Source organism: Coprococcus sp. AF102-57 (assembly GCF_027686195.1).
Classification (GTDB): domain Bacteria; phylum Bacillota; class Clostridia; order Lachnospirales; family Lachnospiraceae; genus Allocoprococcus; species Allocoprococcus comes.
Genome location: NZ_JAQCSY010000018.1, coordinates 35,774 through 58,648 on the forward strand (window position 1 = coordinate 35,774; position 22,875 = coordinate 58,648).

General features: G+C 42.7%; 22 protein-coding genes. All 22 read right to left on the reverse strand.

Features of this window, described 5'->3' with window-relative positions; all coding sequences use genetic code 11:
* Nucleotides 1–4 precede the first annotated feature (4 nt).
* Nucleotides 5–2,101 (reverse strand): C40 family peptidase, encoded by a 2,097-nt coding sequence (locus PGZ10_RS11745; RefSeq protein WP_118697761.1) that lies wholly within the window; start codon nt 2,099–2,101, stop codon nt 5–7.
* Complete coding sequence (locus PGZ10_RS11750; RefSeq protein WP_118697762.1) at nt 2,091–2,552, reverse strand: hypothetical protein; 462 nt, start codon at nt 2,550–2,552, stop codon at nt 2,091–2,093. Before PGZ10_RS11750 ends, PGZ10_RS11745 begins: the two co-directional genes overlap by 11 nt.
* Before the next feature lie 63 nt (nt 2,553–2,615).
* The gene (locus PGZ10_RS11755) at nt 2,616–3,473 is read right to left on the reverse strand and encodes a phosphoadenosine phosphosulfate reductase family protein (protein ID WP_118697763.1); all 858 of its coding nucleotides are present in this window, start codon (nt 3,471–3,473) and stop codon (nt 2,616–2,618) included.
* Nucleotides 3,474–3,580: 107 nt separating this feature from the next.
* Entirely contained in the window at nt 3,581–4,921 is a 1,341-nt protein-coding gene (locus tag PGZ10_RS11760; RefSeq protein WP_117467690.1) for an LPD25 domain-containing protein, read from the reverse strand.
* An 83-nt stretch (nt 4,922–5,004) separates the two neighbouring features.
* Nucleotides 5,005–5,370, reverse strand: coding sequence for a type II toxin-antitoxin system RnlB family antitoxin (locus tag PGZ10_RS11765; RefSeq protein ID WP_021650936.1), 366 nt, complete (start codon nt 5,368–5,370; stop codon nt 5,005–5,007).
* A 25-nt stretch (nt 5,371–5,395) separates the two neighbouring features.
* On the reverse strand, nt 5,396–6,835 hold the full coding sequence (locus PGZ10_RS11770) for a ribonuclease H1 domain-containing protein (RefSeq protein ID WP_021650937.1): 1,440 nt from the start codon (nt 6,833–6,835) through the stop codon (nt 5,396–5,398).
* A gap of 168 nt (nt 6,836–7,003) precedes the next feature.
* On the reverse strand, nt 7,004–7,525 hold the full coding sequence (locus PGZ10_RS11775; protein WP_055173282.1) for a JAB domain-containing protein: 522 nt from the start codon (nt 7,523–7,525) through the stop codon (nt 7,004–7,006).
* The gene (locus tag PGZ10_RS11780) at nt 7,509–7,631 is read right to left on the reverse strand and encodes a hypothetical protein (RefSeq protein WP_255610470.1); all 123 of its coding nucleotides are present in this window, start codon (nt 7,629–7,631) and stop codon (nt 7,509–7,511) included. The genes PGZ10_RS11775 and PGZ10_RS11780 overlap by 17 nt, the downstream gene beginning before the upstream one ends.
* A 173-nt stretch (nt 7,632–7,804) precedes the next feature.
* Nucleotides 7,805–10,171, reverse strand: a complete 2,367-nt coding sequence (locus tag PGZ10_RS11785) for a VirB4-like conjugal transfer ATPase, CD1110 family (protein WP_055173279.1) — start codon at nt 10,169–10,171, stop codon at nt 7,805–7,807.
* Between the two features lie 130 nt (nt 10,172–10,301).
* A complete protein-coding gene (locus PGZ10_RS11790) occupies nt 10,302–10,802 on the reverse strand; it encodes a PrgI family protein (RefSeq protein WP_117689847.1) in 501 nt (166 codons plus the stop codon).
* A 23-nt stretch (nt 10,803–10,825) separates the two neighbouring features.
* Nucleotides 10,826–11,638: a DUF4313 domain-containing protein gene (locus PGZ10_RS11795; protein WP_117689846.1), complete on the reverse strand. Its 813-nt coding sequence runs from the start codon at nt 11,636–11,638 to the stop codon at nt 10,826–10,828.
* A gap of 17 nt (nt 11,639–11,655) precedes the next feature.
* Complete coding sequence (locus tag PGZ10_RS11800; RefSeq protein WP_233435077.1) at nt 11,656–12,600, reverse strand: DNA-methyltransferase; 945 nt, start codon at nt 12,598–12,600, stop codon at nt 11,656–11,658.
* A 12-nt stretch (nt 12,601–12,612) separates the two neighbouring features.
* The gene (locus PGZ10_RS11805) at nt 12,613–13,449 is read right to left on the reverse strand and encodes a hypothetical protein (protein ID WP_025577460.1); all 837 of its coding nucleotides are present in this window, start codon (nt 13,447–13,449) and stop codon (nt 12,613–12,615) included.
* Between the two features lie 47 nt (nt 13,450–13,496).
* Nucleotides 13,497–13,835: a hypothetical protein gene (locus PGZ10_RS11810; RefSeq protein ID WP_021651237.1), complete on the reverse strand. Its 339-nt coding sequence runs from the start codon at nt 13,833–13,835 to the stop codon at nt 13,497–13,499.
* Between the two features lie 111 nt (nt 13,836–13,946).
* Entirely contained in the window at nt 13,947–16,028 is a 2,082-nt protein-coding gene (locus PGZ10_RS11815; protein ID WP_178105376.1) for a VirD4-like conjugal transfer protein, CD1115 family, read from the reverse strand.
* A 42-nt stretch (nt 16,029–16,070) separates the two neighbouring features.
* Nucleotides 16,071–17,234, reverse strand: coding sequence for a PcfB family protein (locus PGZ10_RS11820; RefSeq protein ID WP_117689844.1), 1,164 nt, complete (start codon nt 17,232–17,234; stop codon nt 16,071–16,073).
* Nucleotides 17,235–17,244: 10 nt separating this feature from the next.
* Nucleotides 17,245–17,664, reverse strand: a complete 420-nt coding sequence (locus PGZ10_RS11825; protein WP_117688068.1) for a hypothetical protein — start codon at nt 17,662–17,664, stop codon at nt 17,245–17,247.
* Complete coding sequence (locus tag PGZ10_RS11830; protein WP_117688067.1) at nt 17,665–18,618, reverse strand: hypothetical protein; 954 nt, start codon at nt 18,616–18,618, stop codon at nt 17,665–17,667.
* A complete protein-coding gene (locus PGZ10_RS11835; protein ID WP_117689843.1) occupies nt 18,619–20,034 on the reverse strand; it encodes a relaxase/mobilization nuclease domain-containing protein in 1,416 nt (471 codons plus the stop codon). It lies immediately after the preceding gene.
* Between the two features lie 3 nt (nt 20,035–20,037).
* Complete coding sequence (locus tag PGZ10_RS11840) at nt 20,038–20,361, reverse strand: plasmid mobilization protein (RefSeq protein ID WP_072448023.1); 324 nt, start codon at nt 20,359–20,361, stop codon at nt 20,038–20,040.
* A gap of 512 nt (nt 20,362–20,873) precedes the next feature.
* Nucleotides 20,874–22,397: a DNA (cytosine-5-)-methyltransferase gene (dcm, locus tag PGZ10_RS11845; RefSeq protein WP_117689842.1), complete on the reverse strand. Its 1,524-nt coding sequence runs from the start codon at nt 22,395–22,397 to the stop codon at nt 20,874–20,876.
* Nucleotides 22,398–22,646: 249 nt separating this feature from the next.
* Nucleotides 22,647–22,871, reverse strand: a complete 225-nt coding sequence (locus PGZ10_RS11850) for a hypothetical protein (protein ID WP_025577443.1) — start codon at nt 22,869–22,871, stop codon at nt 22,647–22,649.
* Nucleotides 22,872–22,875 lie beyond the last annotated feature (4 nt).

Below are 22,875 nucleotides of genomic sequence, written 5' to 3' on the forward strand. Positions count from 1 at the left end.
TTTCTTACTGCAAGCGGCTGGGTCTTCCATACAGCCCAATGTTCGACGGATTGAACGGGTCATTCACTACTCCACGTCTGCTGTTGGCTGCATGTACCATTCTGCCATTACCAACATAAATTGCCACATGGGAAATATTGCGGAACTGCCCATTCTGCTCATAAGAATAAAAAATCAGATCTCCCGGCTCCAGTTCGCCTTCTGTAACTTCCAACCCATGTGTTACCATAAATTCTCCCTGGGTAGAGGCAATCGCCGGAAGGGAAATGCCTACCTCCTGATACAACCGCTGTACCAGGGAACTGCAATCATAATATCCTTCCTCATACCGGTGTTCCTGACTGTATTTGCAGCCTACCTTCGTCAGTGCCAGATTTGCAACGTCACTTCCTACGCCAAAGGAAGGGATCTCATTTCGGAATTCCTCACTCATGACTTCCCTTAAAAGTTCTTCTTCTTTTTCGGTCAGCTTTCCAAGTGCAATATAGTCCTCATAATTCAGGTTCTTGACGTAGCAGCCCTTCTTTGTTACCGTAATCTCATTTTCGTCCCCATCTGCCAGAAACGCTTCAAAAGTCTGATGTCCCCAGGCAGACGCAGTTGCATGATCTGCACAGAAAACATCAAATTGTACCCCATACCGGTCAAATGCTCCGGTATCTTCTACGGTATATTCAATCCCGTTCATAATGATCCTGGTTCCCATAGGGACAAAGGGGTTTTGTGCATCTACTGCAATGGTATGGTCCGGTTTTGGCATGACACCGGAGGCTGTAGGTCCTCCTGCCCACTGTCCACAACAGATACTGCACTGGCAATAACCGCTGGTGACAACATTTCCCAGGCTTTCCCCTGCCTTTATGGTGGTGGTTATGGTCGTGTTTTCAAAACTGTTCATTTCATCAAAGATTTCCTTCAGCTTGTCCTTATGCCGCTGATCCATATCCACACCTATATCCCCGGTTCCATACTTCACCATATAAACCATTAAAGTATCATAGTAATTACTCACATAATTCCCGTTTTTCTCATGGAGATAGGTAACTGCCCCATCTTCCCCATTTTGTCCAAGTTTTGTATTAAAGTCCATGTAGTAACCGCTTAAAACTTCTCGGACGGTAGGGTTCTCCTCAGACGGATTTGGCATGAACGCACCAAGTGGCGAACAGTATAAGAGGAAAAAGATAATCACTACAGGGATTGCCACCACAAGAAGAATACTGAACAGCGGAGCCAAAAGCGCCCCGGCAAACTGGACCACCTTCAGCATAAACACAGAGGCTTTCATCTTTACAATATCTTTTGCCACCTGTGCCAAACTGTCCTGCTGCCCATTTCCGGTGAGCTTATTGATCATATACTGGATTTTTCTCTGCCGGACTGCCTGTTTTTTCTGTTTCTCCATCTGTTTCTTTTTCACTGTTCTTGTTTGTCTGTAAAACTGCTTATTGGTGATCTTCCCATCTGCCTGTTTTACCTTTAATTCCTGCTCTGCCTTTCTATAATTCCGATCCTTCCACAGCTTTTCTGCCGGTTTTGTTGCTGTCCCCATGACATAAAGGGAATCATTGACTTCCTCCCCGCCCTCTAACTGGGTCAATATAGCAGCCTCTCCCCGGCGTACCCCTTTTATGGCAGTCTGCTTCGCCAGGGAAGATTTTTTTGTTTCCGCCAGCTTTGCAGCCTGTTCCCTCCGATACTGTTCCTTCGCCTGGAAACCAGCAGAGGGCTGACTGTTTGGTGCTACCCCCTGTTTCATCTGATCCGGCTGTAAGGTTCCCGGTACAGATACGGTGCTTTTGGCCTTTCCATTTTGTTTTCTATCTTCTGCTGCTCCCCGGATTGCTGCCTCTTTCCCGGCTTGCTTTTTCTTTTCCTTTTGTTTTTCAAACAGCGCTTCTCTGCCCTGCTTCGGCTGTTTCCCTTTTTCTGCCCCTTCTTTTTTCTTTCTCTGCCCTAAAAGATCGGCCACCGGCTTAGAGGTAAAAGCAGCTTTCTTTTCCTTTGCAGATAAAATAGGATTTTTCTTATGCACCGTCACCTGGGCTTCTTTTTTTAATTTCAGCTCCGGCTCTTTTTCTTTTTTTTCCTTAATCTCCAAAGCAGTCCCCCTCTCCGGGGTTTAATTCTTCTGCCTGATACCAGAGCGCCTGAAACAGATACCCCTGTTCCTTTTCTCTGGGTGGTGGACCGTACTCCTTTTCCAATTCCTGAAAGGCTTCCATAAGGTTTCCGGAAAATTCCTGGTAATCATCTTCTGTCAGGATATATTTTTCACTGAACAGTACCTGCTCCAATTCCCCCACTTCTACCAAATGGTCTATGTCTTCCGGGGAAAGTGGCGGTCCCAGTCTGTCATAAGTCTTTTCTTTCAGGTAGGAAAACTGATAAAGTTCCGTCTGCTGCGGTAAAACCTTCTCCTTACTGCCATCAAAGAGCAAAAAAATAGCTTCCGCTTTTAAGAAAACGGAAACCTCAGCTTGCTCACCATATTTTAGTGCCTGCTCCTTAGAAGGAAACTCCAGCCAGTCCGGAATACGGATTTCCAGCATCCAGGCTTCATACTGCAGTCCAAAAGATAATTGATATTTTGCGATAATTCCTCCTCCCTTCCACTACAAATAGTCATAATAAATCTCATTGGTATCTTCATGAAAGGACAATTCATACTGTCCGGGGATACCAGGATCCTCCATCCACCAACGGAAAAAAGCATCTACATCTGACCATAAGCGGGAATTGCACTGCCTTCCTGCAGCTTTCCTTAACTCCAGCATTTTAGCAAAAGCCCGCCGGTAAGCCCTCTCATAGGTCGGGAAGATGCGGAACTCCCGGTATCTTTGTTTTCCTGCCATAGGACAGCCTACACAGCCAACCCAGTGAAATCCCATTTCGTAAAGAGGGTTCATGGGTATTTTCTCTGCCTGGATATACTCCCAGACCTGCTGGTCACTCCAGTCAACAATGGGATTGCATACGTGTTTGCCCCTTGACAGGCATGATTCAAAGAGTCGCCTGGTATCATCATTATCATTATTTAAAATAATGGCACGTTTTTTTCCATTTGGGACAAAGTTTTCATAAATCCCCCTGTTTTTCCTCCGCTTTCGGCTTTCTGCCCACCGGACACCTGTGGTGATAAAACGCCCAGCCCCACCATTTTCTTTTAGAACCTCACAACAATACCGGATAGTCCTGGTAGGAGGGATCATTTTCATGGGGATCAGGCTCCACATAGTTATCCGCTGCCCTTTATAGTAAGGTTTATTGATACTACAAGTTATACCGGCCTGTTCTGCCTTCTGAAACTGTTCCCTCACATAATAAATAGTCTGTGGGGCATCTGCAGTAGTCAGGTTGTGCATCAGTTCAAATGGCACGCCGGAACGCCGTACCAGTTCCCTGCATACGGCGCTGTCTTTTCCTCCACTGTCCGTCACTACCAAAGAAAGCCCATAATGTTGCAGGGACATCTGGCTGGCAGTGCGGATACGTTCTATTGCTGTTTTTTCTAAATCCAATTTTTTTCAGGAGGGAAGATATCTTTTACATGGCCAAAACTCCGCCTCCTTTCCTAATTTTATCTGCCGCCCCTTTTTGGCGGCTCATATCCATTTGCTGCATACGCTTCTACGGTCATACCGTATGACTCTGCTTCCTGTCGTATCTCTTCCATAACCTGTTCTTTGTATGATTTATCCGGACAGGCAGTTGCAAAATCCCGGATATCCGGCATACAAGGCAGCTCCTTCCCTGTATTTAATGCAATCCTGCTTTCCCGGATATAGGCAAGCATGGCTTCCTGATATGCTTTTCGTGATGCGTCCCCCTGCGTCAGTAAAGGGACTTTCTTTTCTATTTCCTGTTCTTCCAGAACCGCTGTTTCCAGTTTTTCCAGGTTGCAGAAATACTGAAGGGTAGGAAGCATCTCCTCCAGTACCCATCTCATTTGCTGTTGTTCATGTTCCCATTCTTCTGTTGTCCTGGCGGTCTGTTTCATAAGCTGCTGCCCTTCTTCTGTATGGAGATAATAATCTGCAAATGCTTTTACATGATCCAGCAGATTTCCTTCCCCGTCACCAAAATCCTGGCGCCCGGTATAAGACATGACTTCCCCCTCTGAGAGAAAACAGATTTCAAAATGTGTTTTGTAATAACCTGCCATATCTTTCTCTTCCACTGCCTGCCGATCCAGCTTTCCGAACAATTCTACCGCTTGATTTAATGGCATGGCTTCTTCCAATGGAATGTCCGGGTGTTCACTGATCCGCACATACACAAAGGGTTTCAAGTCCACCGGCGGAATAAGTTTTACCTGTTCCAGTGTTGTCTTTAGCTTGTCTGCCTGTTCTTTCAACTCTGATTTCTGCTCAAATATCTTGCTTCCCAGCCACCTGCTGTATTCCTCTTTTCCGTCTTGACATAAGGCTTTCCATATAATAGCTTCCTTATGTTCTGCTTCTTTCGGATAAAAGGTATGGTAAAAATCAGGGTCAAGATTTTTTTCCAGTTTAATCATTTCATCTGCAAAAACAGTAGCCTCCAAGGTTTTCTCTGTTAAAAGCCCTTTGGTATCAATGACTTTTGTTTCCGGAAGATAAGCACTCAGTTCCCTGGCAGCTATAAAAACCTCTGGGTATTGGTTTTGATCATAGATATCTCTCAAAAGATCCACATCCAACTCCCCGTTATAAACCAGGGAAAATTCCAATGGAATACCATCTTCTTCCTCCACATGAAGCCCAATTCCTTTTCCTGCATTCAACCTTTCAGAAGGAATACTCTGATAGATCTTTACTGCCTCTTCTGCACTGTGGATATCCTCCCTGTATTCTCCATAGCGGTTAAATTCCATACATTCTGCCACATAATACGTTGTCAAACGTCCGGTGGCATTCTCGCCCATCTCACCTTTTTCCACGTAGCAATACCTCCTTTTTATGCACAAAAAAAGCACTACCGTTTTTAGCGATAATGCTCTTTGTGTTACTTCTTATTTTCTTTTTAAATGATACAGCCATGCTCAATCAGCTTCTGCTGTCTGGTCGTTAAAATAGAATATTCAAGGCTTTCCCTGTCTTGATGCAAGTAAAAACAAACAGGTTCCCTTAATTTGCTCTTTTTCGGAACAAGCTCAAAGGCAAATTGCCCACTGTCAAACCGGGCACCATCAAAGTATCCCTGAATAAACCGTTCTTCCGTATTCCCACTATGTAGCAATTCATCAATCATTACTACACCGATATAGTGTTTTTCCCTTAGCGAAGCCTCAATCTCTGCAAGGTAATCAAAAGGAGGCTCGCTAGTCTTCATAACCACAAGAATATTTTCTTTTTCTTCACTTATCACAATCATATCAAAGTTATTCATCTAACTTACTCCTTTCTCCTAATTTCTAAATCACTTCATAATATTCATCAATAATCGCCAATGCTCTTTTAATCAAATCATGAGCACCTTTTATATCCAGCATCTTTGTAGTATCAATTGGTGCTGTAGGGTCATCCCAATGTTCTATTGGATGGCGATTGCTGTTATAAAACGTATAAATATTTCCAATATACTTTACCTGCTCAGGCTTTGCATTTCCATATCTCTCTGGTTTCAGCTTATATTTTACACCTATTTTATCAAACATATCAAAATGATTTTCTTTGATGTACTGCGCATTTGGTATAATACCACATTCTATTAATGCTATTTTTAATTGTGCTTCTACAACACGAATTGCCGGCTGAGCCAAATATGTTCCATCAAACATATCATCTGTGACCTTTAAATTATACACAGCCTGATGAAGAGATCTTTCCATTTTCTTAGACGGTAGCTTATCATAAGCATTTGGCATATAAAACTGAAATTCAGAGCGAACCTCGTCTTTATCTATGTTAAGATTATATGTGTCATTAAAAATTTTAGGAATTTCTTCTACTTCTATTAATTCAGTAATATATCCAATAATAGTAGAAAATAACACTTCTGGTCTTCCTTGCATTACTACTTTATTATGCTTTTGATAATGTGTCACAACTACTCTATCTTTACTTTTGTTACATTTTAAAGAAACTGCTTTTCCATGAGCAATCTTTTTTTCATCTATAATTAGATTGTCTTTTCCAATTTCATCAACAGCAAGTGCTATAACTGTTGACAAATCTTCATCTGAAATTCCCTCAACTGTAAACCAAAAATCGCCTCTTTTAACTTTAGGAATCCCATTACCTTCTGTTAAAGCAGCTTTGGCTAATTTATCTGCTTCTTCATTATAATGATCTCCAGAATGAGCTTTTACCTTTTGATAAGAAATTTTTAGAATATCTGATTTACTCTTCATAAAATTTGCATATTTCTGAGTAAGTGTATTCTTTGCCTTCCATTCTCCTTGAGCCCACTTTTCAATTCCTTCATAATCATAACGAAGTTCTAAGTTATGATAACCATTCTTAATTGCCCATTGTACTGCATACATAGCACCAAGCATTTCACCAGCAACATTTCTAATTGCTAAAGAGTCCGGTTCATTTCCATTTCCTGATTCTCTAATAGTTTCTCCTCTTGGTGTAAGAATAATACACCCAAAAGCATATTTTCCTATTTTCTCATCAAAACTACCATCTACATATACAACTAACTGGTTTGTTGTGTTCTCTTCTATATCTACTTTTTTAATTTCTTGTATCCTATTCTCTAAATAGTTTTTCGCTTCCTCTTCTGTTTCAAAACCTTTATACTCTGCTCCCGGATATCCACTTACCGACTCTTTACACTCATTCCATGAATAAAACAAACCGGTTTGCTTACCCTTTTTTACAGCATAAACTTTTTTCTTTGCCATGTATACTCCTTCAAGATTTGGGATTATAGCATAATACAACCTGTTCGTCAAGAATTTTATGTTTACACTTTGACGATATTTGTCTATTTAGCTACTTTTATTTTCTGTTTCTTATTTTATTATACATGTTCTGTCAAAACCAGTCAATGTATTTCACTGTTGCAATAATTAATGTACCTTCTCTTTCTCACTCTTTACATAAGGAAGAGATTGCTCTGCTGCTACTTCTTCCATTTGAAAGTATTCTGGCAGTATGTTTTCTTCCCTGAAACTAAAATACCGGTTCTCAGCCACCACGATATGATCCAACACCTCAATCCCCATAAGATTGCCGGCTTCTGCCAATCGCTTTGTCACTTCTATATCATGCCTGCTTGGTTCTGGATCACCGGAAGGGTGGTTATGTGCCAAAATGATACTGCTGGCATTGGATAAAATCGCAGATTTGAATACTTCTCTTGGGTGAACCAGTACACTATTTAACGTTCCCATACCTACTACGTTGACATTAATAACCTGGTTTTTTGTCCGAAGGTTTAAAATACAGAACATTTCCCGGTCACAATCTTTTAAAAAATCCTGAAAGAGTTCTGCCACATCACAGGGATTTTTTAATTCTTTACTACTGTATAGAGGAGGTTCTTCCACCAGGCGTATACTTACCACATCTATTTTATGTGTCTTCTCCATGTTCTTCCTTTCCAAAACAAATCTCCAGCATAATTCCCTCCGGCAGATTTTTTAAAAGTCTTTCCAACTGTTCTAAATTCATTTCTATTTGATATGTTTCAGCCATTCTGCCACCTTTCCCATGATATACAAAAAGAGTGCCTGATAAAAGAACTGCACTCTTTTTGTCCTATCCTTTTTCTACTTTACCGACTTATAATTTTTGCTGTTGCCTAATTTTTTCTCGTCTGTCATACCTTTTCCTTTACAGATAAAAGAAAAAGTTCCTTTCAGATTACATTACTCCTGCTTTGTCTGCAACGCCTTTTCGTGAAGGTTGGTATTGAAAAGCGCATACAGCGGATTGGCTTCTTTTTCCATACGGTTATCAAATGGAATACAGGTATTTCCATACTTAATGATCCCCGTACCGGAAGGAGAATTATCTACATATTTTAATTGTGCTTCTGGAATTCCTGCTGCAGTGGATAATTCCTGACTGTCTACATTGGACTGCTTTAACAGGGCAATAAACTCACTGTTCCCCAGCATGGTCATGGCTGTATAGTTCTGCAGCATATCAACCAAATTTTGGGTGATTCCTGTGCATAGTCCCCCTTGCTTCCTCACTTTTTTCCAGAGGCTGAACAAAAATTTCGCACTATACTCCCGGTCAAGAACCGTATGGAACTCATCTATATAAAGCCAGGTTGCCCTTCCTTTCTTTGCGTTTTCTGCAATCCTGGCACTGATATTTTCCAGCATGACCAGAGTGGAAATGGCTCCCAGCTCTTTCCCCAGGTCCCTGGTACCATAGACAATGAACCTTGCCTGTACATTCACATTGGTATGGTTATTGAAAATATTTAAAGAGCCATTTACAAACAGCTCCAACGATAAAGCAATGTCCTTTGCCTCTTCTTCTGGCTGCTCCAACAATAACTCATAAAATTCTGACATGGTAGGGATATGCTTTTCCCTTGCCTTTGCAATGTCGATATACAGCTTTCGTACACAACGGTCTATAATGGATTTATGGCGGCTGTTTAGATTATCCCCGTAACATTGTTCACACAGCCCCAGCATAAATTCCCCTTTATCTCGGATATATCCCTGGGAATCGTTTAAATCCAGCGCCCAGACATCCATCTCCAAAGGATTGATGTAATTCTTTGTATAGGTAGACAGGTTAATGATTGCCGCCTGGTTTCCCAGGGCTTCTGCAATATCAAAATATTCCAGTGTCGGATCGATACAGATAATATCATCATCTGTTCCTAAGAACACCTGCAGCATTTCCGACTTACTGAAATAGGATTTTCCGGAGCCGGGGACACCGAATACCATTCCATTTCCATTTGCCAGTTTTTTCCGGTTTCCAATGCAAAGGTTATGAGAAACCTGGTTAATGCCATAGCAGACGCCGGACTTTTCGTTTAATTCCTGTACATTAAAGGGAAGAAGGGCTGCAATATCCCTGGTGAGCATGGTCCGCATTGTGCTGATCTGCCGGTTTCCCACTGGAAGTATGGTATTCATAGCTTCCCTCTGCTGATAATAGTGGGTTTCAATCTGGCACATGCGTCCATTGCCGATATTTTTAATGGTTTCGGTTACACTGTCTAACTCCTTCTTGTCCTCTGCCATGATCAAGAAATTAACCCCTGTATAAAACAGGTTCTGGTCATTTTCCCGCACGTCGTCCATAAGATTTACAATCTTCTCCTTCTGGACTTTCTTGATATGAGAAATGTCACTGGAAAAGTCGTTATTTTTATTACGGACTCTCTGCTGCTTTAAAATATCATTTTCAATGCCCAGATATTTCTTCTGAAGAACCTTATTTGCCAGTTCTTTTGGTACTGGTACAATGCAGATTGTAGTGATGCTATGAACCGGAAGACTGGTAATCTCATTTAAAAAGGTATCCGATAAAGAAGACGGATATTTTTTAATGAATAATGCCCTGCATTTTTTCCGTTCCGTTTCAAAATAACCTGGGTAAAACTGCATATACCCTGGTGAAATATCATTTTTAGGATCACCGCCCTTTTTTAACGCCTGTCTGAAATCAAAGGAGAATTGTTCTTCTTCCCCTATACGGTAAAAATTGAAAAGTACCCGCAGCCGCTCTTCTGCATTTAATTCTTCAATGCAGGAACCAAGTTCTCCAAAGTTCTGTTTTAAGGTAGCTTCAAAAGTGGCAAAAAATGCTTTTGCCTGTTCGTAGGATTTCCGTTCTACACATACAGTCAGCAGTTTTTCCTGCTCAATCCCCTGCCTTCCATCTACAATGCGCTTTTCAATAATCTGATTATAACTTCCACGCAGCCAGTTAAAACCATCTCCTTTTTCCTGGAAAAGTACATGCTCCCGGAAATCCTGCATATTTTTATTCCGATTAAAAATGGTAATAAGAAAATATATATCAATGGCATTTACCGTCTTACAATACTGCTTTAAAATCCGCATCTGTTCTTCTGCACCTGCGGTTACATAGTTAATATCCAAAAAACGGTATGTCCTGGAATATATCCCCTTCCCTACTTCAAAAATGCCATTTTCTGCAATTCTCCCAATCCCCATGACTTCCTGAAGATATTTCGGGGATTTTACTGCTTTATCTGCTTTTTTTAACTGGTCAAACTTATCTGAAAAAATTGACAATCTCTAATTTCCTCCTTTCAGGCAGATGGGACCACAAACACAGCAGCTTCCATCTGCCGCTACATGTCTGTGTATCCCTCTCCTGAAATGGAGAGCAGGCGCTATTTCACGCCTTGATTGAATATTCTGGTCAACGGTACATCTTATACCACACCGCTGCTGCCGCACCAAGTACAATCATCACTACCGTTACAATTCCCATACGGATTGCCTTCTTTTTCACCACGTTGACATCACCACCTTTCTTCTCTTTTTTATGTTCCTTTTTCCTTTGCTGTACTTCCCGTTCTTCTTCCTGACGGGTTTCCATATAAATCTGTTTCAGTTCCTGCACCGATTCCGTAGAGCCATACACCAAAGGGCGGTTAAAAAAGGAAAAATAAATCATCTTCCCTGCAAACTGCCAGAATGTCAGCCCATGATAGTTATAAAACCCAGTCAGTGCCAGAGGTACAACAAAAGGGGTTGCCACATAACAGCTCAAAGTAATCCCGATTTTTTCATACAAAAGCAGGACAATCCCAGTTCCTACGCCCAATGCCAATGCCGAAAACAAAAACTGTTTTGCTGTAAGTCCTAGAACCAGGGATTCTTTATAATGCTGTAGGTCCTCACTTAATTCAATCTCCATACATAACCTCCTGTATCTGTTTTTTATCTGCTCTGTCTTCGCTCTTCCTGCATGGTTTTCTGTAATCCATGTTGATTGCAAAAGGCGGCAACCCCAGCCTGGTCAAACTTACGCAGCTCCTCCAGATGAAATTTCACCACCGCGTACTGCCCCATACCGGATTGTGCCTTCCAGGGAAGCAAAGTTCCCAGTCCATGCTCCTGAATAAATTGGATATTTTCCTTACTAAAATCACCGCTGATACAGGCAGTTCCAGGTTCCAGGCAATATCCGGGAAGGTTTACGGTCAAATCTGAAAACGGTTCCCACGCCCCATCTTCCTTACTATACAGTTCCACATAAAGGTTCTGGTTCATTGCGTAATAATCTACCCGCAATGCCAGTTCTTCGGTTTCATACGCCCATTGAAAATCTGCTGTTTTGATTTCCTTTTGAAATTCTGGATTTTTTACTTCTCCCCGTTCCTGGTATGCCTGCTCATAGGCTGCATATCCCTCCGGGTCCAATTTCTTTAAAGTTTCTTCCTGAAATTCAAACAGTGGATATTCCATACAACCAGAACAGCAAATTTCTTCTTTTAACTGTCCAAGCCCGTTTTTTTTGATAAATTCTACGATCTGCTCCAGATCATAGCCTGGGAGCAAAAAGGTCTGGTTCTTTTCCAGCGGAATTCCCATATCTGTGGTCAATTCAAAAAGTTTCCATATCTCTTCCTCTTTTTCCGTAAACACACAAACTTTGATGTTTTTATCAGCCGGATAAGTTGCAACTTCCAGCCAGACCTCATAGATCTCCCCATTGCCAAAATCCAGGCTGAGTTTTTCTTCCTGTTCCATTTACATATCCTCCCTTCTTACCGGCTCCTGCTCTTTGCAGACAGAAGCCTTTCTTTTCCCTTTTCAAAATATTCTTCATTAATTTCAATGCAGATTGCATTCCGTTCATTTAAAAGTGCTGCTTCCCCCAGGGAAAACGAACCTGCAAACTGATCCAGTACCCACTCCTTTTCTTCTGTTACAAATCCAAGGATCTGCTGCAAAAGTTGCACTGGTTTTTCTGCCTGATGAATACGGGAGTTTTTCCCTGGCGGTTCAATGTCAAAGACCGTTGGAAGCATTCCCCTGGCGCCTGACATATAGTGGGATATTCCTGGCTCCGCCTTATCCTTTTTCGCATCTGGGCGTAAATTCCTGGCTTTTCCTTTCGTAAAAAATGCAATCTCTTCCGTATTTTTAGATTTTCTTCCCGTATTGGCAACGAAATTTCCTTTTTTCCAGGCGACTTTTGCATAATATTCAAGTCCTGCTTCTTTCGCCATTTTTTTCATCTGATAGAGGTATTCATAATTTTCCCCATTTTCTTCCGGCATGAACTCTACCAGAAAACACCCTTTTTTCAACACCCGGTATTTTTCATCAAAGTCTTCCTGCGTATATTGAAAACATTCATAGGCGGCAAAATCCCGGTTTCCCCCTTTCAGGCTTTTTTTCAGGTCATAAGCATGGTCTGTAATAATGGCATCTATACTGTTATCTTTTAAAAAGCTCAAATCCCTGCCATTTCCCTGAACCAGCATACAAGTTACCTCTTCTCCGTCCTGTTCTTTGGTAACCGTATAGACTCCTTTGGCTATCCTGGAAAAAAGCCCCTTTTCTATTCCCTCATAAATTCTTGCCCGGATACTGGGTTCTTTTACCTCTTTTACCTGTTCTACACAAGCCACTGCTTCTTTAAGGCTGAAGCATTCTGCGTCCTGAAAATATTCAAATAGTGTCATCTGTATCCCTTTTTCCTGCACAATCCTTTCCTCCTACAATCCCAGTGCCCTGGAAGTCAGGTTCTGCGCTCCTTTTACAGTGCCTACCGTCAGCGCAACCGTAAAGGTCATTTCCCCCAAATAAATCAGGGTTTTGGCCCAGTCCTCATAATCTCCGGTAAAGGTCGGAAGTCCGGAGGAAATAAACTGGTTACACAAAAGAATTGCCAGCGCCATTGTGACTGCCTCAAAAACGACACTGATAAAATATTTCATATAGGCTACAAAGGTATTGCTAAGCCCCCGGTTTCCAGCCAGGGTACTGCTGGCAATCGCCCCAAAAGGTACAATTACCATAATTTTCAAAAAGCGGAAATAAACATTGTACAGCAGGAAGAAACCACAGATAATAACGATTAAAGACAGGAAAACAGCAAGTATCAGGAACACGATACTGGTTCCAAATCCCAAATCTTTGATCACTTCTGCCTGCGCCGGGTCAATGGATAACTCCACACTCTGGTTTTGCCCCAAATGCCCCACCAGGTTTCCACAGGAAGTAAACAGGGCTTTCATAATGGTAATGTTATAAGATACCAGCCACTGTGCAATGGCAACCCGGATAAACATACGGAGGATTGCTTCAAACCGGATTTCTTCCCGGATATCTACCGACTCTGCACAAAACCCAATGACGAAAAAAAGGACTACCAGGGCAGAGCCTATCCCAACAAAAAGGGGTTCAATCCCTTCAATGATCCCCCAGGGCCCGCCTCCTTTGAACCCGGTAGGGGACTGTCCTAAAAGTTCAAATACGAGGCTGACCTGGTTATTCCAAAATCCAAACACGATTTCCAAAAGTGCAAGGATCGCCTCTCCTAAATTAAACATCACTTCACCTCTCTTCTTATCTGCTTATCTCAAAAAGAAGAATGGTTTTAGCTAATTCCCAGGAAAGTAAGAACGGAGGAAATGGCTGCCATAATAAGCCCTGCAACAATTCCTTTAATGGCACTGTTCATAGAAGAACTGTCCTGCTGTTGGTAAGCCTGTGCAAATTCCATCACGTTTTTTGCCAGGATAATCACACCCACCGCACCGATAATACTGATCACCAGTGTCTTTAAATTCATAAGCGGCTGTGTTACGTCACTTACCCCGGAAGCCATGACAGTCTGGGGGAACAGGGAAACAGTGGCAGCGCTTACTGCCAGGACTCCCAGTAGAGATTTTTTCAAGCGGTTCTGTTTCTTTCTGATAACCTCTTTGATCTTCATATCTTTTTACTCCTTTTCATGTGATTAATACCGCATTACGCAAAAAGACAGATTTTTGAAAACCTGCCCTGCGTAATGCAAAAACTACAGGTTTCCAAAAATCTGCCTTCTTTAATCCGAGGCTGTTTCTTTTGTAAATTTTTTACGGATTTCCTTCATCTTTTCAGCACTGTTTTTTGTATCTGCCATTTGAAGGATTTTATCATACGAAATTCCAGCACCAATGGCAAGCATGATTTCTCCCAACTGTTCCTCATTATAAACATGGCTTTCCAATAATTCAGAAAGTTTTTCTTCCTCTGTCTGTACCGGTTTTTCCGTTTTCTTCGGCGGCCTCACCTCCTCTACCGTTCTCTTCTTCTGGTTCTCTTTCAGCTCTTCCTCCGAAAAAATCTTCTTAGGAATAGGCTCATAAGAAAAAATTTCATCAAAAGACAGTTCCACAATCTGAACATCTTCTCCCTGTTCCTTTTTCTTCTTATAATAATCCAGGGATTCTTCACTTAAAATCTGTACCGCCTGTTTTTGGGCAGCCATTCTGTCATGGATATAAGGCGCAGCCCCGCCATCTTCTGTTTCCGAAAATCTGGAGTGTGCAAAAGTATTGTATTTCTTATCAATAATAGGATCACAACCCCTGATTAACAAAATACACTCTGAGTTATCCAGCTTTCGGGTTTCGTCCGGTGTCAAAAGCTCACGCCCCAGCACATCATAATTCCGGGAACTGCTCCCTTGCCGGCCTTTGGTTTCCCCACTGCTTTTTTTATCAATGGTTCCTTTTCCCAGGGACTCACTGATATACTTATGCGTGGACTGTTCATTCCCACCAAGATATACCAGAGAATCACAATTACCCGGTATGGTTTCCCAGGTTTTCTCAAACAAAGCCTTGATCTGGGCAAGGTTTTGGATAAAAATGGTACATGAAATATTCCTGGAACGCATGGTACTAAGGAGGCTGCAGTAGTCATCTGGCAATGGCACGTTGGCAAATTCGTCCAGCATAAAATTGACGTTAATGGGAAGTTTTCCATTGTAATGGAAGTCTGCCTGGTAATACAATTCCTGGAAAATCTGGGAATAAAGCATACCAATTAAAAAGGCATAACTCTTATCCGAATCCGGCGTTACACAAAAAAGTGCAGTCTTCCGGTTTCTGTCCCCGTCAACACCAAGCCCAATCTCCTCAATCTCCATTTCATCATGATCCAGAATCCGCAAAATTTGTGGGTTCTGTAACAATCCCAGCCTTGCATTTGCGGAAATGATGATACTCCTTACCGTATCTCCGGCACCCCGGACCACTTTATTATACTGGATTAAAGCAGGGTGATTGCTTCCCTTTTTTCTCTCCAGTCTGCGGAAACGCCGGTCTAAATCAGAAGGGGAACCGTCTGCATGGACTTCCGCCTCATTCAAAAGCTGCAGAACCATACGGAAATTCCTTTTCTCCATTTCACACTCCTGCCACACATAAAGAAAAATGGCCTGCAAGTACAAAGACTCGGCTTTCTCCCAGAATGGATCACTGGGCTGTGCGTTTTTCGGTGTGGTATTATTGATCAGGTTGGTAACCAGTTTTACAATATCTGTTTCAGAGCGGATATAGCGGAATGGATTATATCCGTTAGACTGCTCCATTTCCACCAGGTTCAGCACCCGTATCCGGTATCCATGCGCTTTCAGCATACCTCCGCAGCATCTTAAAATCTCCCCTTTGGGATCTGTAATGATCTGGGAAGCCCTGCTTAACTGAAGGAGATTGGGTTTCACCATGAACAAGGTTTTTCCAGCGCCGCTTCCTCCGATTACCAGGACATTTAGGTTTCTCCTGGTCTTTCTGGTATTCATGGACAGCCTGACATTCTGGGATAAGATCAGGTTATTGTGTTCATCTTTATCCGCAAACTGCTTTGCCACTTTTTTCGGATCTGCAAAAACAGCGGTACCAAATTCCTGTCCCGGCATATAGTTTTTCCGGCTGGTGACATACATGACCATACCAATCACATATACAAAAATCCCCAAAATGATTGCTTTTAAGGAAGTTTCGTTCCAATAATTGGCAAACGGGGCTACCATCACCTGATCCAGACGGTTTAAAAAATAATTGATATCCTTTCCGGGCTGATAACACACGTTCAAGAGATAACCTCCATAGCCGGAAGCTATGCCACCAATAAGATACATGCCCCAGGACTGTTTCTTCTTTTTCTGAATTGCTCCGGTTCTCTACCTCCTTTGCCCCTGTATGGTTCTTCTCCCTGCTTCCAGGTTCTGTTGTGCCTTCCTGTAATTCTGCTCCCTTCTTCTGCGTATCTTTTCCTGCTCCTGTCTGGCGCGTTCCCTGTGTACCGGGTCATAGCTTTCCCTATATAAATCTTCCCCCGAAGTTTTTCTAAGAAAACGGTCCTCCAGGTCTAAAATTGCATACTCCTTCTTCTTTTCCAATCCTGCAAAAATCGTCTTATGGTCATTAATCCAGCTAATTTCCGATTTATCCAGCCAGATAAATTCATTCTTACGGTACGGAATCCTGGTTTTGATATGATGCTCTGTTTCTTCATATACCAGCTTCTGGTCTATGGTAATGGCATTCACACCTGGATTGTTCCGTTTCTCCTTTTGGATACGCCGAATGACCTGCATCTTTTCTTCTGTTTCCTGGCTGCTTCCAGTGCTGCGTCTTTTGGCTTCCTCTTCCCCAAACAACTGTTTCCACTGCTGGGAATCTACCAATTCTTCAACCTGTTCCGGTGTCCTGGTCAGTGTCACCGTACCTTCCTTCCCTTTCTCCAAAATCCCCTGTTCTTCCATGTAGCAGATAATCGGCCAGATCTGAAGCCAGGTCATATTCAGACGGGAACGGACATCACTGATCTTCTCCACCTGGTTTTTCGCCAGCTCCCGCGCAACCAGTTCACACTCCTTCGACTCCGGCAGGGCAGGCTTTTTTACTTCTTCTACCAACTGCTCTACCTTATCCGGCTCTGCATTTTCATAGTATTCATCTAACGTCCCAATATTGGAATGTTCAATTTTTGCCATCATGGACTGAATACGGGGCGCTGCCTGGGAATGGAACAAAATTTCACTCATACCGTCCTTCTCATTTAAATCCGGCAAAATGGAATATAAAATCCCATACTTATTTGCCAGGGCTTTTACCCGCTCCAGGTCTTTTGTTTCAAAACGGAAAACCTGTAAATCGCCTCCCATTTTCAGGAGCTTTTGTACAGAAGTTTTCCCTGACAGTTTTTCCTGATCCAGAACTTTTTTAAATACCGCACAAATATCTTTTACAAACTGCCAGCCTGTATTTCCCATTTTCAGAATGATTTCTGCGCCTTCAAAGGAAACTTTAATAATCTGCGCCGCATCTTGTATTTCACTCATGCTCTCCCTCCTATCCCATTGCCCTGTCCTTTTTTACTGGAACAGCCGCCTTTATTTTTCCTTCTGTAAGCATGGCTTCCAGGTCATACTGGATATTTTCCTGTTTTAAGAGAGCCTCCAGCATGTGGTTTGCTTTTTCCTTTTCATAGGTCATATATTGAAGCTGAAAAATATAATTCTCAATCTGCAAAATATTTTCCGGAACCTGAAAAAACGGTTCAAGGTAATGGGAAAGGATACGCTCTTTTTCTTCCTTTCCTGCATGAGGCGCCTGTAACTGCAAAATAATTTTTTCTACCTCTTCCATAGACTCCTTATGAAAAGCAATACGGTACAAATCCTGTTTCTGCTCCCTGGTAAGAAAGGGCTGTTCCTTTTCGGCAGCTTCCAAAAGGGAAAATGTTTTTACCACATGTTCAAGTTCTGCCATTTACACACCCGCCTTCCGTTTCCGCATCAAAAGGATAATTTCCCGCATTTTTTTCATTCTCTCCGGTGAAGGGCTGTTCTCCATCACCTGCAGGATTTCTGCATCTGCCAGCCCGCTTTCTACGCACTGGCGGATTTCTTCCAACTGCTCTGCGGACAGGTTATATTCCAGGATCTTCTCCACAACACTTTTCGGTACTTTTTTCCCAAGCATGGCAATCCCAAGCATCCGGCGCTTACTTTTTTGCAGCCCTTCTGCTGTTTGTATGCTTTTTTCTTCCAATACCACTTTTGTTTCCCTGGAAGCAGCTTCTGTCTTTTCCCTGTGTTTTTCTGCTTCTTTTTTCAGATCCTGAATTTCCTGCTCTTTCTTTGCCAGCTTTTCTTTTAATTCCTGTATGTTTTTATCTTTGTATTGCAGGTTCTCATACAGGTCTTTGATCTCCTGGTTTTTCTCTTCAACAACATGCTCCTTTACCAGAGAGGACAAGGCTGTAAAACGGTCATTGCTTTCCCGAAACTGCTGAATGGATTGTTCCATGATCCCCATAAGATTTTTCATATAAGAACGCATTTCTTCATCTTTCGGAACCTCTTTTTTTGCCTTTGACTCTTCCAGTTGTATCCGCATAGTCCGCATACGACTGGCCGGCAGTTCATTTCCGGCATAGGTTTTCACCTCTTCCAGATCCAGCCCGTTTTTTAAGCCCTCTACGATTTCCCGTACCTGGAACTGGTTATAATTTCCTTCACATAAAAAGTCGATTTCCCCAATCCCTTCCATAAGCCCTATGATGATTGCTTTCATCACCGGGGCTTCCTGGTTGCTCTTAACTACCTTCTGGATATCCGAAACAGGAAGACCAAAATCCAGCCCCATAGAAACTGCGTCTATCTGTTCCTCTTTTAAAACTTTCCGGCATTCTTCCAGATACCGTTGTCCTTCTACTGTCATTTACCCTCCTTTTCCTCTGCCCCTCGCAGACGGTTTCCTATTCTTTTCCTTCTGCTGTGCTTCCAACTTTTCTTTTTCTTCTGCTTTTTCACGCAGACGCTCTGCAATCCTTTTTTCTTTTAAGATTTTTTTCCGTTCGATCCGCAAACGCTCCTCTTTCTCAAAGAAATAAGCGTCTGTCTGTTCTGCCTCAGACAAGGAATATCCCATTTCTTTTAACTGCCCAAGAAGGTTTTGGTATGTCTGGTGGTCTTGAAAAAATTCCTGATACCCTTCCTGATAAAGTTCTGCTTCCATCTGTTTTTCCTGCAGCTTATTGAGAAGCAGAAGCATTTCCTCATAAGGAACCATTTCTTTTCGTAGCTGCTTTCTTGCCCTGCTGTTTTCCCAAAGCTGTTCCTTTGTTGCATCAGAAATGGCTTTCAACTGCGCCTTATCCTGTATGCGATAAGCTGCCAGAAAATCAAATTCCTCCTGCAATTTTTTCAATTCATGGATTGCTGCCCTGTATTTCCAGGTTTTAGAGTCTGCCATTGGTTTCCCCTGCCGGTACCTGCGAAGAAAACGTTCCTTCTGGTATCTGGTCAAATGCCGCTCCCGGTATGGGATAAACACATACGTCCATTCTACCGGTATCTCCTCTCCGGTCATTTCCGGGATTGGAAGGCGTCCAAAACGCTGCCGAAGCCTTTCCTCTGTATATTCTTCCCCTAGCTGGTCAAGCCGTCTTGCCCTTCCTGCTCCGGGTTCCCGAACAGAAAGGTGCTTTCTCCCCCGCAACTCATATCCCATGCTGAAAAGATTTTCAAGAAACTCCTCATAAGAACCTGCGTCCTGTAATGCCTGGTCCACATCTCTTCTGATCCGCCTGTCCCGTTCAGAAAGAGATTTTTCTTCCTGTCCTTTTTGTTTGCGTTTTTCCTTTACTTCTTCCAGCTCCAGCACAGATAAACCATGCTCCCTGCATATCCGGTTGGTCAGAGGCTGGATACTGTTTTCCCAATCCCCGTTTTTATAATCGTATTTATATCCCGTAGTACAGCGTACTGAATTAAAAATAATGTGCCCATGAATATGGTCCGTATCATTATGGACTGCATAAACCGCTTCAAAATCCTTCCCAAGAAATTCTGCCACAAACTCTCCTACCACTTGGAAGGCTTCTTCTTCCGAAACCTCATCTTCCTCAAACGAAAGAATGAAATGGTAGCCCTGCCTTTTATCCAGCTTTCCAAAATGACGTTTAGTATCTACCATCTGGGATAATGCCTGTTCAGGAATACAGTTATGTCCACAGACATAGCGGCCATGTTCTGTTTTCTCCGGGTTCATAATATAGCGAAGACCGTTTGCCAGATGTTTTGCCGGATAACCCGTTTTTGCCTGTTTCATGTGCAGGCACTTTGTAATTGCCATAACCTACAGCCTTTCCTGCACCTGGCTTACCAGTGTTTTTATCTGCTTCAAAAACACATACAGACGGTGTTTATCTTCCCTGGAATAAAGGGCGCTGTTATTGTTATGGGTAATCTGGTTGATGTTTACACCAATCCGGTTGATTTCCTGGTTCATGCGTTCCAGTTCCTTGCGGATTTCCGGGTAATCCCTGGGACGGTTGGTAATCAGCATACGAAGATACTGGGAATCAGAAAGCCCCATCTTTTCTGCCTGTTTTTGTAACTCTTCCAGCTCCCACCGATACAGCCGGATTTCTTTTCTACATTTCATTGTTTCTTTTTTCATGCTCCCCCTTTCCTTATCTTTATCACAGATTTCATCTACCGATTTCTACTTCAACGCTATCTGCTGTCAACTCCTAAGACCTGCTATCGGTCACTGTATAACTTCCCGGCGTCCGGACTGGCTATGCCAGTCCTCTGCAAGATACGGATTTTACCGTACAAAATCCCATCTTGTTAGGGGGCACCCCCTAATACCCCGGATAAAATAGATAGCACAACGCAGATACTGATAGCAGACCTGCGTTCCATATAGGGAAAAACCGATAGCAGTTCCAAACATCTGCTATCGGTTTTTCCACTTCCTACTTCTATTTCTGCTAACAAAACCCCAGTTCTGTTAGCAAATCTGCCAGCCTCCTGTGTCTGATGTGACAGCAGTTCTTCCATTCTGCTATCAACGCCTTTTGTACAGACTCCTTGCAAGCTGCTTCTTCTTCCGCAATTTCTCTCTTTCCAACAAGTATGGGAAGACTCTCTATGGACCATTTGCCGCTTTGGGTTTCTCTTATGAAATTATTGGTTTACCTGTTCTTCCAAACGCTCCAATGCCTTTTCAAAAGCTCCAATCCCACTGAAAAAGGAAGAAAGCCGGATATCCTCAAACAGATATGGCATGGCTTTGTATAGTTTCAGAAAAATATAGTACAGCACATCAACAACAATGGAATTTCCTGCCTGTTTGTAAAGCTGGCTGTTGCTTATGCCTGCTTCTTTTGCTTTCCAAAAATCCGCATCGGAAAAGCCCATAAGCCGGAAGCATTCTAAAGGTGTCAGCCTCCGGATACGGAACAAAGACTCTAAGCGGTGTATTCCATTTGATGTCGTAAGCGTAGGGCAGAGTTCCCCATGCTCCTGTACCCTTCCCCGTTTTTCCACAGACGGATAACTAAGATTTACAACACCATTTTCCAAACATTCCTCATAACCTTTCTGTGTCTTTTGACGTACCAGAATGATATTATCTTTTTGCACAGAAGTAAGGGTATGGCAGACTTCTTTTTCTCCCAGTTCCAAAGTCTGCACAATCCGGCCTTCCCGATCATACCTGCCCCGGATTGCTCCTGGACATTTTTCTACAATCTTTGGTTGGTCATGCCCTGCTAAAACCGCACCGCTGCTTCCTAAAGGGGAATAAATAACCCCGCTTGAACCATAGCCGGTATGAATATCTCCCACTTGAAGAATTTTGGGCTGCTGTCCGCCACCACCACAGGCAGTTACCGTAGGGCAGCACCCGTCTGGCAGATAAACCCGTCCAGTCTGTTCAAACACCCCTTTGATATTTCCGGCCCGTTTTACCCGGTTTTCCCGAAAAGCCTTCAGGCTTTTTTCGTCCGGCTCAAACAAAAGCGCTTTTCTCTCTTCCATATCTTCAATCAAGCGGCGTACTTTTTCCTGGGATAAGTAGTATTTTTCCTCTACCGTATCCTCCAGAATATCCATAAGGCACTGGAAGGACTCCAGCGGTTCCGGAAACTGGAATGTTCCATTATCCATTTCCTTCTGTATCAAAATCAGATATACCCGTTCCCTGTTCTGTGGTATTCCATAATGCTTTGCATTAAGAACACTCCAATAGGTGTGGTATCCGTATTCATGCAGTTCTTCTTCAAACAACCGGAATGTGGTATCCCGGAATTTTTTTCCTACAATATTTTTTACATTTTCGTAAATTCCCCATACTGGTTTGACACCCCGTATCATACGGAGCCACTCCACCAGAAGGGAAGAACGTGTTTTATCAATATCATGGGAACCACACATGCCGCAGGCGTCCCTTTTGGAATAATGTACCTGCAGAGGGTTATACTCATACCCGCAGCTTCGGCATTTCCAAACCGCACCTGCCTGCTTGCCTGCCAGGGAAAAATCCTGACAGGGGCTTCCGCCACAGATCATGTTAAACGGTTCAATCTCCCTTTCGTCCACTTTTGTAATATCTCCCAGATTCAATGTTTCACTTGTACCATGAATCGCACAATAACTCTTTGCTGCATATTTATCAAACTCACAAAAATTCACCAAACTATATTTCATTCCTCATATTTCATGAGGTGTAGCTACACATTTTACCTAGGATTACTCACTTATTTCCTCCTGTCTCCTAAATTTTTTATAGTCTTCATGAGAAATCCACAGCTACAAACGAAATATCCATCTGGCATTACCTTACAATCATAGAATCACCCCTTCCCGTATCCAGAGTTTATCCTTCTGTCAAAAATTCTGTTGGTCTGCACCACCTCCTTTCCTAACACTCCCACTTTCGGATTGGTTATTTCTTTCTCACCGCTCTTCTTTCCTGATGTTTGCCAGCACCCTGGACACATACGCCTGCTTGGGTATCCCCATGCGGTATCCCTGCCGCTCATAGCTCTCTTCGATAAACGCAACCCGTACACGTCCATGCAGTTTCCTCTTTCCTATCCACTGCACTACTTTTTCCATCTCCGCTTCGCATTCGTCGATCTCCCATTTTTTGAAACATTCCTCATCATAGCTATTTTCCAAAAGA